This is a genomic window from Nostoc sp. NMS9 (assembly GCF_017114995.1).
Classification (GTDB): domain Bacteria; phylum Cyanobacteriota; class Cyanobacteriia; order Cyanobacteriales; family Nostocaceae; genus Nostoc.
Genome location: NZ_JABXKL010000086.1, coordinates 1 through 12,610, shown reverse-complemented (window position 1 = coordinate 12,610; position 12,610 = coordinate 1). Strand labels below are relative to the sequence as shown.

The window sequence follows — 12,610 nt, the reverse complement described above, 5'->3', positions numbered from 1 at the left end:
AATATCAGTATTTAATAATATTTTTGTTTCAGATTATCAGGAAAAATCTGTTTATGAATTTCATCAAAACGATATTTCAGTATGCGATCCGTTCCGCGATCGCTCTGGTACTGGCTATGGCTTTATTTGTTACCAACTTATTCTGGCCAGCCGCGAGTGAAGCGATCGCTCAGGCGCTACCTGTACAGACTAACCACGCACAAAGCAATCAGTCTTGGCTAACTGGCATTCTTCAACTAGCCTTGGCAAGCATTCCTAGCAACCTGAAATATACCAAGGATCACGAATGGGTTCGGGTTGAAGGCAACATTGCTACACTAGGCGTTACTGATTTTGCACAGAGGCAGCTTGGTGAGGTTGTATTCGTAGAATTGCCAAAAGTTGGCGACGTTTTCGACCAGAACGATCCAATTGGTAGTATCGAATCGGTTAAAGCAGTAGCAGAGTTCTATGCTCCTCTAAAAGGAGAGGTTGTAGAGGTCAACCAGGCAGTTGCTGATGACCCCGAAGCAGTCAATAATGATTCCTATGGCGATGGTTGGTTGGTAAAAATCAAGTTTAGCGATTCCTCTGCGCTTAATGCCTTACTCTCTGACCAGAAATACAGTGAGTACATAAAAGAAGAAGAAAACTCCTAGAAGTCTAGGGCTAACTCTCTAGTTACAAGCTAAGGTTACTACTTTATTGAAGGTAAAACTGTGTTCAATTTTAGATTTTGAATCTTCCAGGACTTACGCAAACAATAGCCGAAATCCTAATTTTCACGTAGGGGCAATTCATCAATTGCCCCTAGTTTCTGCAAAATTTAAAATCTAAAATTCGGTAATGACAAAATCAAATAATTGATGCGCCATTTCTAATTTAGAACAAGGTGCAATTTCTACCTGATGTCCTTGACTATTTAAAAATATCGCTTGATTATTATCGCTACCAAAACCACTATCAGGTTGATCGATAGGATTGGCAACAATAGCATCAAGTTTTTTATTCTGTAATTTTTCTAACGCCGGATTGATAATATCACCAGTTTGTGCTGCAAAACCAATTAATATTTGATGCGGCTGTTTATGTTGTGCTAACTGGGCAACTATATCCGGTACTGCTTCTAAAGGTAAAGCTTGGGGGAGCGATCGCTTGGGCAATTTCTTTGTACTATAATCTCGTGGCTTCACATCGGCCACGGCTGCTGACATCACAATTACATCAGCGTTGGGTAAACATTCCACCATGACGTGCTGCATTTCGTCTGCACTAACAACGGGAATTGCTTGCACTCCCAATGGTACATCCCAATTAGCTGGGCCATGTACCAAGGTGACACTTGCCCCTCGGTGAAATGCGGCTTGTGCTAAAGCTAATCCCATTTTACCTGTGGAAGGATTGCCAATAAACCTCACTGGGTCAAGATATTCTCGCGTTCCTCCAGCGCTAATTAAGACTCGTTTACCTGCTAAATCTCGTTTGCCTTGAGTGTGTAACAACGATTGGATGTGAGCCAAAATTTCTGGAGGTTCTGCTAATCTACCAGCACCGATGCGATCGCACGCTAATAACCCTGATGCTGTACTCATTCCATGATATCGACTATCTGTCAATAACTGTTGCCAATTCCGCTGTACCGATCGCTGTTCCCACATATCTGTATTCATTGCGGGTGCTAACAGCACGGGACAAGTAGAAGCCAGCACGGTATTTGTGAGTAAATTATCCGCCATTCCGTAGGCTAACTTTGCTAATGTATTAGCTGTCAAAGGGGCAATTACCATAATATCTGCCCATTCACCCAACTCAATATGCAACGGACGAAAGTGAGTTGGTTGCCAGAAATCATCATCTGTGTAGGCGGGATGACGAGATAGAGTGGCTATTGTCAGAGGCGTGATAAATTCTTGCGCCGAACCAGTGAGGATGACTCGGACTTCCATCCCGGTTTTAAACAGCGTCGAAACCAGCTCACAGATTTTGTAGGCGGCGATACCGCCACCTACACCAATGAGAACCCTGTTCAATTTTGGATTAGTCATGGTAAAAAGTTAGGAGTGAGTCGTTCAAAAATTAGTACTAAATAGTTATAAATCCTAATTCTTAACTCGTAACTCCTAACTCTCAACTAAGCTTCATCGTAGGGTTCCAAGTCTAAGAGGTAGATATAGGGTTCAACTAACTCTGGACGCTGAAATGCGATCGCTCGCAATAGATGCCAATCATTTAAACCCTCAAAAGCATTACTATAATTATCCAGTTCCAGACGTGTAGCTAGTTCTTCTACTTCTACTGCACTCATGGCAGCAATTTCTTTTTGGGAAATGCTTAGAGTTGTCATAATACTTGCCCCTCCCTTATGCAGCACTCGCCTTCAGCATGGGTTAAGTTGCGCTCTTTCGCAGCCTACCCAATATATATTACTCATTAGAGGTCATTAAGTTCGTGAAAATTGTCAGAATTTGTACCAGAATTTATAAAAAATTCGTAATCCTGACTAAGCAATTGTATTTACAACGAAATTTCGTAGCACCTCTAACGTTTTTGGATCTATTTCATGCCCCATATCAAATTCGTGGTATTCTACCACCACTCCTAGAGACTTTAGAGTTTCTCGTGCTTTCAAAGCAGCTTGCAGGGGCACAACTTCATCATATCTACCGTGAGTGATTAAAGTCGGTGGAATCCCACTTTTAGCTGCCGTTAGTGCATCAGGATGTAAATACCCGCTCATGACAACTAAACCTGCTAGGGGCAATTTTGAGCCAACATCTAAAGTCATTGCTCCGCCTTGAGAAAATCCACTCAAAATAGTACGCGACAAAGGTATGCCAGTGGTACTTTCTAAAGATTCCAAGAAATCTGTTAGCAGTTGCCGACTTTCTGGCAACCCTTGATACATATTCTCTACCGTTAGGTCATACCATGCCCTCCCTATAGGGGAATAGGGATAAGGATAAGGTGCATTAGGCAATACAAACTGGTAATTGGGTAAGTTGAGCAAGGGTAACAAAGATGCTACATCTTCAGCATTAGCACCCCAACCATGCAAAGTGACAATTAAGCCTGCTGGGGGTTGAGAAGTTGCTGTGGGAACGGTAATAGCTTGTAAAGACAGAGGTTTACTCCTAAAATTCTACTTTTGTACATAGATCCTATCTCTTCAAGGAGACTTAGTATTTAGCGGCATTTGCAGCTTGCTCAAAGAATGCGATTATCATAGACATCACTAAGTAATTCCGAAGCGTACATTAACTATTTGTTCACTGCTTCATCTTCAAGCAGAATGGTATTCAGAAGATTCAATTCACTAGATGCCATAAAGTAGCGATCGCTAAAAACTGTTTCTAATTCTGTAAAAATCCGTCTACCTGCCACAGCTATCCAGGGAATCGTTCGATAGTGAGGTACTACAGGTATGATTAAGCCTTGAGAAGTTAGAGAACGTCCTAGTACCGCAAGGCGGAAGTCAAAAGTCAGAAGTCAAAAGTCAAATTCTTTATTTCGTTGCATTTGCTGACCTGGCAGTGTCAACGGACACCAAATTGCTTCTAGTTTAGGTTGTCTAATTTGACTGTGGTTGAGACACTCACGCATTGCTGTCTAACCTAAACCATAGCCGAGTACCAGCAGGTGACGCAGCATTGTTTCCATTCATTCTTTGTGATTGGGATCTGTTATTTTGAATGCTTTCACTAGTTTCTGGGAGACATCTGCATTTTTGTGAGATTGCCAAAGCTGGAAAACGGGATTCTCTTTCAAGAGTAAGTTTCTGTGAAGTTACTAGAAAAATCCCTTGTACCGTCGCATTTTACTAGGGGATATCTCATTACTAGGGCTAATCTCTGGTATTTGGTCTTTACTAAGGTTTATCCTGATAATAAAATGTCCCAACATTCTTCGTTGCGCTCTAGCGTGAAAATGCCCACCAGTCTTTAGATTTACCCAAAATATAAATGCAAGTGAGCTTCATCTGATGCTGTAATCTGTATTTAGAAGTAGAGTAATTAATATAGCCATAACCCTACTTTGCTCAAAGGCGATTACTTAAATTTGAACAACAGCAACCGCAAGGGATAATATCGGACAACTAAGATGACCTCAGATAAAACGTTCCAACAAAAGGTATTAAACAAGGTAAGTCGGCGGCTGATTCCCTTATTGTTTGTGCTTTATGTCATTGCTTATTTAGATCGGGTTAATGTCGGGTTTGCAGCCTTGCAAATGAATCAGGATTTGGGCTTTAGTTCCACAGTTTACGGTTTCGGATCGGGGATCTTTTTTCTGGGCTACTTTTTGTTTGAAATTCCTAGTAACCTGATCTTAGAAAGAATTGGTGCTAGGGTTTGGATTGCCCGGATTGTCATCACTTGGGGAGTAATTGCCGTCGGGATGATGTTTGTCAAAAGCCCTTTGAGCTTTTACTTGTTGCGTTTTTTCTTGGGAATTGCAGAAGCTGGTTTTTTCCCTGGGATTATTCTTTACCTCACATATTGGTTTCCCACAATTCAACGCGCTAAAACCATAGCTTCATTTATGGCAGCAACTGCGATAGCTGGGGTTGTAGGAGCGCCCCTTTCTGGTCTGCTACTGACTCTACATGGAATTGCGGGATTAACGGGTTGGCAGTGGTTATTTTTAGTAGAGGGTTTACCCGCCATCGTTATGGGTTTTGTGGTGCTGAGTTATCTATGCGAACGTCCAGAGCAAGCTCAATGGTTGGAAGTAGAGGAACGTTTCTGGCTCCAGGAGAGATTACGGCTAGAAGACGAACACAAAACTAGCCACAACAATTACACTTTACTCCAAGCTCTTGTCAATCCTAAAGTTTGGTTACTGAGCCTGATTTATTTCACGTTAGTAATTGGTCTTTATGGTATTAGTTTCTGGCTGCCACAAATTATTAAAAGTTTTTCTGGATTAAGCGACTTGTGGGTAGGATTTACCTCAGCTATTCCCTATTTAGTAGGTGCGCTGGGAATGGTCTTTATTAGTAGCCACTCAGACCAAACTAGAGAACGCCGCGCTCATGTTGCTATCTGTGCTTTTATTGGGGCATTTGGATTAGTTCTTAGTGCTTACTTTCATCAGCCTGTGACTGCTCTAGCATCTCTTTCGTTGGCAGCATTAGGAATTTGGGGAGCTTTAGGGCCATTTTGGGCTTTACCCACCGCCTTTTTAAGCGGTACTGCTGCTGCTGGCTCCTTAGCTTTGATTAACTCTGTGGGCAATTTGGGAGGATTTGTTGCTCCCTATATTATCGGCTTAGTTAAGGATGCCACTAATAGTTTTACTGGAGGGTTGCTTTTAATGGCAGCAACATTACTAGTTGGTGGAATTCTCACTCTGTTAGTGCCTCATGACTCTTCTCTAGAGCGACTAGATACTCTGCGAAGCTGAACAATCCAATAGACCTCTTGCAAAGGTTGCTCAGGAAGATTTAATTTTGGGGAGGTAAAGTTTGTAATTGTAGAGAGCAGCAATCAGATTAAACCTTAAACTAAATTTTTTAAGGGCGATTTCTATAAGTAAGGGACAAAATTTTAAATACCTTCAGCTTAGGATTTTAGTGCTATTCGATTCAAATTATAAATTGTCTTTTCATTGGCAAGACTTTAGCTGATTATGATTACTAATAAAATTTTAGGTATTTAATCCAGCTTGTTGAAAGATTGCGTGAGGGGTAATTTCCAATTCTGGTAGTAAATTATCAGTAATTATTTGATGAGATCGATAAGTAATTGGTAAAGAAGATGGCGCAAATATAGTTACAGTTCTAGCTTTTGTATCAACCACCCAAACACGAGAAACGCCAGCTTTCAGATAATCAGTCGCTTTTTCGGCAATTTCACCAAAAGTTTGACCAGGTGAAATGATTTCGATGACTAATTCAGGTGCGACAGGACAAGCTTCGTCTAATAGCCAATCAGCAGGAAGACGGTTATGAGAAATATAGGTCAGATCGGCTACAGGCATCCAATCTTGTTGATTTCGTGTTAGTTTAATTGCCCATTCAATCACAACTCGACCTTTTACTTGTGCCCATGCAGACAATAATATAAATAAAGCACCAATAGTTGAGCCATGAAAAAATTTTGGTGACATTTCATTATCTTTATATTTGGGTACAGCTTGACCGTTAACAAACTCGTATGTAATGTCTCCTTCAGGAAGTGCGAGAAATTCTTCTAGGGTTAGGGGTTGATTAGAAGACTGAACCATAGGGGTTATGTGCGTAAAAGATGCTTACTTTTAGTTTAGGCGATCGCCAATATTAGAGACTAAGCCGACTTAATCGTTATTTCTAGCATTTTCGATAGTAATTGATAGTTGTATCAAAGCTGACTCTGGGGGATGTAAGCATATAAATTACACAAGTCAATATTATTTATCACGGTCTTAAAGTGAACCAAGGCTTATGTAAAACTTGAGATCCTTCTCTTCTGGCCTACTTTTAAGGAATTGATCGATGGCGCGTCTAGCCCTGCTGAGTGTATCTAATAAAACTGGTTTAATTGACCTCGCCAGTAGCCTGGTTGAATAATTGGACTTTGCGCTAAGTAGTTCCTAAGCTTACATTAACTATTTGTTCTCTGCTTCATCTTCAAGCAAGATGGTATTGAGAAGATTTAATTCACTGGATGCCATAAAGTAGCGATCGTCAAAAATTGTTTCTAATTGTGTATAAATTCGTCGACCTGCCACAGCTACCCAAGGAAATTCTCGATACTGCGCCACTACAGGTATAACCAAGCCTTGAGGGTTTAGGGAGCGTCCTAAAGCATTTCTCCAAGTTAGGGGGTCTTCTAATTCCTGTTGGCGAATGTCGTCTTCTGAGTGTTCATTCCAGAAGTGCGGATAGTCTAGAGGTAAGCCAACAATTATATTTTGAGTTTTCAACGCTTGAAGTGTTGAATATTCAAGAACAGATTCCTCCTGTTTCCGAATCAATAGCCTATAAAGTTCCTTCGCTGGACGTTTGAGCTTTGGTGGAAACTTGTTATCTTCGTAAATTCGTTGTAGTAGTGCTAAAAGATTACTGCTATTTTGTTGAATATAAGATTTCCATCCCTCAAAGCTAAATCTTTCTTCAGTTTGGCGATCGCTCCAATCTTCTATCCAGAAAGGGCCGATACAAGTTAATCCATCTGGTATTTGTAGCTCGTGGTTATCTAAAGATGGCAATAACCGACTCGACATTCTAGAAACAGTTTTCACTAACCCTTCTAGGGTTTGGTAATTCACATACGATTTGGCATTCCGATCTGATGCTTGTCCTGTCAAATTCAAGTGCTTAAAAATTTGTTCTGTTAATTTGGCTGCTTTGCTCGCAATAGCTTTTGCTTCTTGAGAGTGATGATCGCGGATAAAAACTTTGGTTTCATGGAGGAAATCTAAGACCTCATCAGACATTAATCTCAACAATTCCTCATCTCCAATTAAACCCACTGGGACAAATGCAATTCGCTTGTACTTGAGTCCAGCATCTCCTTTAATACGAGTGTGAATTGTAGAGCGCAGCATTACCAGCAAAGTTAATAAATCGCTTGACTGACGCAACCATAATCGTTTGTGGTCAATGTCTTCTCCTTCAATGATGAAATCATTGATTAGCATGACTAAGCGTCTATCTTTGTAATCTCCATAAACTTCCATTCCGGTTTGTGGATCTGTATACATTCCTCGACCCCGGTAAATTAATTGCGCGACTTCCATTAAAGCGGTTTCAATATTAAATCGGGGAATTGCTGCAATAATCCAATCTGTTTTTGGGAAAGAAACACCTCTTGCTCCTGAAGAAGTCATCAAGAAAACTCGGATTTGATCGCGTCGTGGTTCTTTTACTAATTCCAATCGCTTATTAGCTGGTACGCTTTGATCCAAAACTGCTACCTGTCCCTTGTTTACCAGAGCATCTTTACCACTGGTCAATTTCTCCTGCAAGTGACGTAAGAAAGCTTTGTCCTGAGCAAAAAAAATTAGCTGCTTTGCTCCCTGTTGTAATCCATGTTCGATTTCCAAGTAGGCATTCATTAGCAACTGGTCTTCTAATTGCTCTCGAATTGCTTGTCGAATTGTCTGTTTTGTGCGATCACTGGTTAATCCTGGTGTAACGGGAGACAGCCTAATACTATAGTCAATATCGAGTTTCTTGGCGGGGTAACTATTTGTCATGACGTGGAGCGTTGGGTGCTTTCTGGGGCCTACTTTGCTATAAGTGCCTGTCACCCGAAATGGTGCTTCACCTTGACTTTGACTAATTAGCACCTTGTCAGGGGCGCGATCGCCTGAACTTAAAAAACTATTCAACACAACCTCATTGCTCAGTGAGGCATCGGCAACAATCAGAACAATCCTAAACGGAGACGGCGTTGTTTCAAATGGATTAAGAAACTGCTGGTGCAACCATTCTGCTAACTTATGGACAAAGGGCGCTCCTGCACCATCGCCCGCCAGTTCATCTACCATGACGATAATAGTAGGAATTTTGGCGGCAAATGCTGACGCCAGTTTCTTGTGGAGACATATTTTTTCCTTAATTTTCAGTCTTATGACCGCTTCATCTGCTTTAACTTCACAGTTTGGGCAGATGGATTCATTTCTTTTATTAACTTAGATGTGTCATATCTGTCAAGATAGGGAAATTTTATACTTATAATATTTTTTGAAAAATTCTTGCACAAACAACTTAGTTTCCACAATCATGTATAGTTTTGAAAAGATAGATGAAAAAATTAATTGATTTTCATCACATTACATAATATAAATTTACAGAGTGAATTAATGTAAATTTTAATTTTTCTATAAAACGAAAATGGATAAAACAAATTTTAAAGCATTCACTAACTTACCAGCCTTGAAAAAAAATGCTATTCAAGTCTGTGGTCAAGAATTTATTGATAACTTGACTGAAAAAGGTATATATGCGAAAGATAGTGAATTCTGGCAAGAGGTTAATAGAAAGCTGAATGTTCCTGATAATGCCTATGAAATCAAACAGGCTAGAGAGCAAGCAGAACGTGAACAAAAATTGTTAGAAGCAAAAATAAAAGAGCAAGCAGAAAAACAAAGATTACTAGCAAATAAAAAAGAAATTCACAGTAAAAATAGGAAAGGATGGAAAATTACTGTTTTGAAACTTCCAGAATCAGATATAACATTTGGCAAAAACTTTTTAGCAGAATGCACTAAAGAACCAGACTTACTACAAAACATCTGGTTTTGTAATAATAAAGGAGACGCCTACAGTCGAGCTTGTAGTTTTGTAGATCAATTTGAAACAAGGGAAGAACAGTTAAGTATCTTTATTGAACACTACACAGTAATGAAAGATTTATATCTAATGATTATCTACCTTTCAAGTGTAGATCAACACAATCGCTACCTTAATAATAGTCGTGAAAAATCTCAAGAAAATTTCACTGGTATTAGCTGTTGGAATGGATTTTATTTTGATATAATTAACGATTTAATTACAAAAACATTATTAGAATTTTCGTCAAATAAAAAAAGCCTGATAATGAATAAAAAAGGTATGAAAGCTGCAAGAGAGATTTTACAAAGGATTAATATTGATGGAGTTGAAAGGCTACTAGAGCAGCGCGAATATCATGAAGAATATATTAATTACACGAGTCAATTAGATATTATGCAAGAGCAAGAAGAAGATGAAGAATAGATGTTTCCCTGCGACAATGCCTGCCATCCGTAGTAATCTTAATTGAAAAAGGTGATGACCAGATAATTATTAACATTATCATTCCTAATGGTCTTGAAGTTAATCAAGGCTTATGTAAAACTTGAGATCCTTCGCTTATGGCCTACTTTTAAGGAATTGATCAATGGTGCGTCTAGCCCTGCTGAGTGTATCTAACAAAACTGGTTTAATTGACCTAGCCCGTAGCTTGGTTGAAGAATTTGACTTTGATTTAATCAGCAGTGGGGGAACAGCCCAAGCACTCAAAGATGCAGGTCTCCCAGTTACAAAGGTTGCAGATTACACAGGTTCTCCAGAAATTTTAGGTGGTCGAGTCAAAACGCTACATCCCCGGATTCACGGTGGAATTTTGGCGCGGCGAGACGTTCCCGAAGATATTACAGATTTAGAAAATAACCAAATTCGCCCGATTGATTTAGTAGTGGTGAATCTATATCCTTTCGAGGAAACTATTGCTAAACCAGGGGTAACATTAGCTGAAGCCGTTGAACAGATTGATATTGGTGGTCCTGCTATGTTACGGGCATCATCGAAAAACTTCGCTCATCTCGCTGTATTATGCGATCCAGCACAGTATGACGAGTATTTGCAGGAATTGCGCCAAAATAACGGCGTTGCATCCCTAGAGTTTCGGCAAAAGGCGGCATTAAAAGGATTTTCGCACACTGCTAGTTATGATCAAGCGATCGCATCTTACCTCGCCCAAGCACAGCAGTACACCCTTCGCGGCACACAATTGCAATCTCTGCGTTACGGCGAGAATCCCCATCAACCCGCCACTTGGTATCAAACTGGTACTACCCCAACAGGATGGACAGCCGCAACAAAACTCCAAGGTAAAGAACTTAGTTACAATAACTTAGTTGATTTAGAAGCTGCACGCCGAATTATTGCTGAGTTCACTGATACTCCAGCAGCAACGATTATCAAACATACAAATCCCTGTGGTACGGCGCTGGGAAGTACTATTTCAGAAGCGTATCAAAAAGCTTTTAACGCTGATTCTACTTCTGCCTTTGGTGGGATTGTCGCACTCAATCGTCCGATAGATGCGGCTACGGCTAGCGAGTTAACTAAAACATTTTTAGAATGTGTGGTTGCACCAAGTTGTCATGCGGAAGCTCAAGAAATTCTTGCCAAAAAATCTAACGTGCGGGTTTTGACTTTAGCAGATTTGAGCAGCGGCCCTAAGGATACAGTGAAAGCGATCGCAGGTGGTTTTCTCGTCCAAACTAGCGATGACATCATTGCTGATACCAGTCAATGGCAAGTTGTCACCGAACGTCAACCCACCGACAGCGAATTAGCCGAATTGCTGTTTGCGTGGAAAGTTTGCAAACACGTTAAATCTAATGCCATTGTTGTGACAGGCGATCGCACTACACTAGGAGTAGGTGCTGGTCAAATGAATCGCGTCGGCTCAGTTAAAATAGCTCTAGAACAAGCTCAAGAAAAAGCCAAAGGTGCAACTCTCGCCAGCGATGGATTCTTCCCCTTTGATGATTCAGTCAGAACAGCTGCAGCCGCAGGAATTATAGCCATTGTCCAACCAGGAGGAAGTTTGCGCGATAAAGATTCAATAAAAGCTGCTAACGAACTCGGTTTGCTGATGGTCCTAACTGGTGTACGTCACTTTTTACACTAAATAATTGGTTGTAAGGTGTGCAGTTTTGAAAGTGTCACATAATTTACTTGCCCTTTGATAGAAGCGGTGATATATTAAAGTCGTGTGTGAGGAGCAAGTTAAAAATAAAAAGCGTTTGGGGTGGAAACACGGCAACACTCCCAGGCGCTTTTTAATTTGTCAGAAGTTGGATTGCTTGTGGAATTTTGAAAATGTCACTCAATATACTTGCCATTTGATAGAAGTAGTGATAATGTATATTTGTGTGTGAGGAGCAAGTTAAGAATAAAAAATGTCTGGGGTGGAAACACGGCAACACTCCCAGGCATTTTTTAATTTGTGTATAGAAATTATAGAAATTAACGCTTCCAAAATAATTTCATATTTTTACTTCCAGTTAAAGACACGAATATTGTTAAAGTTAATCACGTCAACTTCTACACTCTGAAGATAACTTGCTAGCTTGAAGTCATCAGTTAGTACAAGATACTTACCTTTAGATAAAGTCAGGATTCCACTGTCAGTAAGTCCGAATTTGACAAGTTTATCAGTATTAACAGCATCTAAACTCTTTACGTAGTATTCATCTAAAAGAGCAACATTTTTAACAAATTGAGCAAATATTCCAAAGCACTGAGAACGTTCCGGTTCCCCAAGTTGATTTGCGAGGCTATTAACTTCTGTTAGAATATTCGGAGTTGTTATAAGCTTTTGAAAGCTTGCAATAAATGCTAGTAGAAGCTCATAATCTTCTGGTAGAAATTGGTAAGTTCGATTAAATTTAGTTATTTGTTCTTGATTGACGCTCCCAATTAAGAAGAGAAGCAGGATATTTGTATCAATTAAAACCCCTTTTTGAGAATAACGACGAACAAGGGAAGCAATCAAATCTTTCATACTTGTCTAATTTTCATTGCTTCTACTTCGCCAGTTTGAGAATTTACCTTAAAAAGTTTGTATTCTCGTTCATACAACACAGGGGTAGAAGCAACAGAAGGAGGAATTAAGACTTCCAATCGGCTTTTAGGAGGTTTTTTAGGAATATCAAACCCTAAAGTAATCAACCAAAAGCTTTTATCCTCAGAAAGTTCTACTTCTTCAAGTCTCAAATCTCCTAATGAAGAACCCATCATGTCTTGTATGGATTTTATGTATTGATATGCAGCATTCACTGCTGTTTTGACATCAATCATAATCTTAGTTGCTCCTTAAGATAATTTGCTAATTTATTACTCCCGGTTCGCCCATTTTTTTATGAGTTAGGGAAAATAAGCAGTTAAAAGTAT

Annotated in this window: 12 protein-coding genes; 4 read left to right on the top strand and 8 right to left on the bottom strand. The window is 39.8% G+C overall.

Going from position 1 to position 12,610, the window contains the following annotated elements; genetic code table 11:
- Positions 1-53 precede the first annotated feature (53 nt).
- Complete coding sequence (gcvH, locus tag HWQ40_RS28005; RefSeq protein WP_292784680.1) at positions 54-638, top strand: glycine cleavage system protein GcvH; 585 nt, start codon at positions 54-56, stop codon at positions 636-638.
- A gap of 174 nt (positions 639-812) precedes the next feature.
- On the opposite strand, the gene coaBC is transcribed toward gcvH, so the two are convergent.
- The 4 genes from coaBC to HWQ40_RS27985 form a co-directional block, all read right to left on the bottom strand.
- Positions 813-2,024: a bifunctional phosphopantothenoylcysteine decarboxylase/phosphopantothenate--cysteine ligase CoaBC gene (coaBC, locus tag HWQ40_RS28000; protein WP_292784677.1), complete on the bottom strand. Its 1,212-nt coding sequence runs from the start codon at positions 2,022-2,024 to the stop codon at positions 813-815.
- An 86-nt stretch (positions 2,025-2,110) separates the two neighbouring features.
- Positions 2,111-2,323 carry a DUF2555 domain-containing protein gene (locus tag HWQ40_RS27995; RefSeq protein WP_094351471.1) on the bottom strand — a complete coding sequence of 71 codons (213 nt, stop codon included), beginning with the start codon at positions 2,321-2,323 and terminating at the stop codon, positions 2,111-2,113.
- A gap of 156 nt (positions 2,324-2,479) precedes the next feature.
- On the bottom strand, positions 2,480-3,100 hold the full coding sequence (locus HWQ40_RS27990; protein ID WP_292784729.1) for an alpha/beta hydrolase: 621 nt from the start codon (positions 3,098-3,100) through the stop codon (positions 2,480-2,482).
- A 137-nt stretch (positions 3,101-3,237) separates the two neighbouring features.
- Positions 3,238-3,360 (bottom strand): hypothetical protein, encoded by a 123-nt coding sequence (locus HWQ40_RS27985; RefSeq protein WP_292784674.1) that lies wholly within the window; start codon positions 3,358-3,360, stop codon positions 3,238-3,240.
- Positions 3,361-4,077: 717 nt separating this feature from the next.
- Here HWQ40_RS27985 and HWQ40_RS27980 point away from each other — a divergent pair.
- Positions 4,078-5,382: an MFS transporter gene (locus HWQ40_RS27980; protein ID WP_292784671.1), complete on the top strand. Its 1,305-nt coding sequence runs from the start codon at positions 4,078-4,080 to the stop codon at positions 5,380-5,382.
- A 243-nt stretch (positions 5,383-5,625) separates the two neighbouring features.
- Here the strand turns inward: HWQ40_RS27980 and HWQ40_RS27975 are convergent, their stop codons facing one another.
- Positions 5,626-6,204, bottom strand: a complete 579-nt coding sequence (locus HWQ40_RS27975) for a Uma2 family endonuclease (RefSeq protein WP_292784668.1) — start codon at positions 6,202-6,204, stop codon at positions 5,626-5,628.
- A 360-nt stretch (positions 6,205-6,564) separates the two neighbouring features.
- The gene (locus tag HWQ40_RS27970; RefSeq protein WP_292784666.1) at positions 6,565-8,451 is read right to left on the bottom strand and encodes a helicase-related protein; all 1,887 of its coding nucleotides are present in this window, start codon (positions 8,449-8,451) and stop codon (positions 6,565-6,567) included.
- Between the two features lie 346 nt (positions 8,452-8,797).
- Between HWQ40_RS27970 and HWQ40_RS27965 the strand changes: the two genes are divergently transcribed.
- Positions 8,798-9,661, top strand: a complete 864-nt coding sequence (locus HWQ40_RS27965; RefSeq protein ID WP_292784664.1) for a hypothetical protein — start codon at positions 8,798-8,800, stop codon at positions 9,659-9,661.
- 163 nt (positions 9,662-9,824) lie between these two features.
- Positions 9,825-11,345: a bifunctional phosphoribosylaminoimidazolecarboxamide formyltransferase/IMP cyclohydrolase gene (purH, locus tag HWQ40_RS27960; protein WP_292784661.1), complete on the top strand. Its 1,521-nt coding sequence runs from the start codon at positions 9,825-9,827 to the stop codon at positions 11,343-11,345.
- Positions 11,346-11,711: 366 nt separating this feature from the next.
- Here purH and HWQ40_RS27955 read toward each other — a convergent pair whose 3' ends face one another.
- Positions 11,712-12,221 (bottom strand): PIN domain-containing protein, encoded by a 510-nt coding sequence (locus HWQ40_RS27955; RefSeq protein WP_292784659.1) that lies wholly within the window; start codon positions 12,219-12,221, stop codon positions 11,712-11,714.
- A complete protein-coding gene (locus tag HWQ40_RS27950; protein WP_292784657.1) occupies positions 12,218-12,517 on the bottom strand; it encodes a hypothetical protein in 300 nt (99 codons plus the stop codon). Before HWQ40_RS27950 ends, HWQ40_RS27955 begins: the two co-directional genes overlap by 4 nt.
- Positions 12,518-12,610 lie beyond the last annotated feature (93 nt).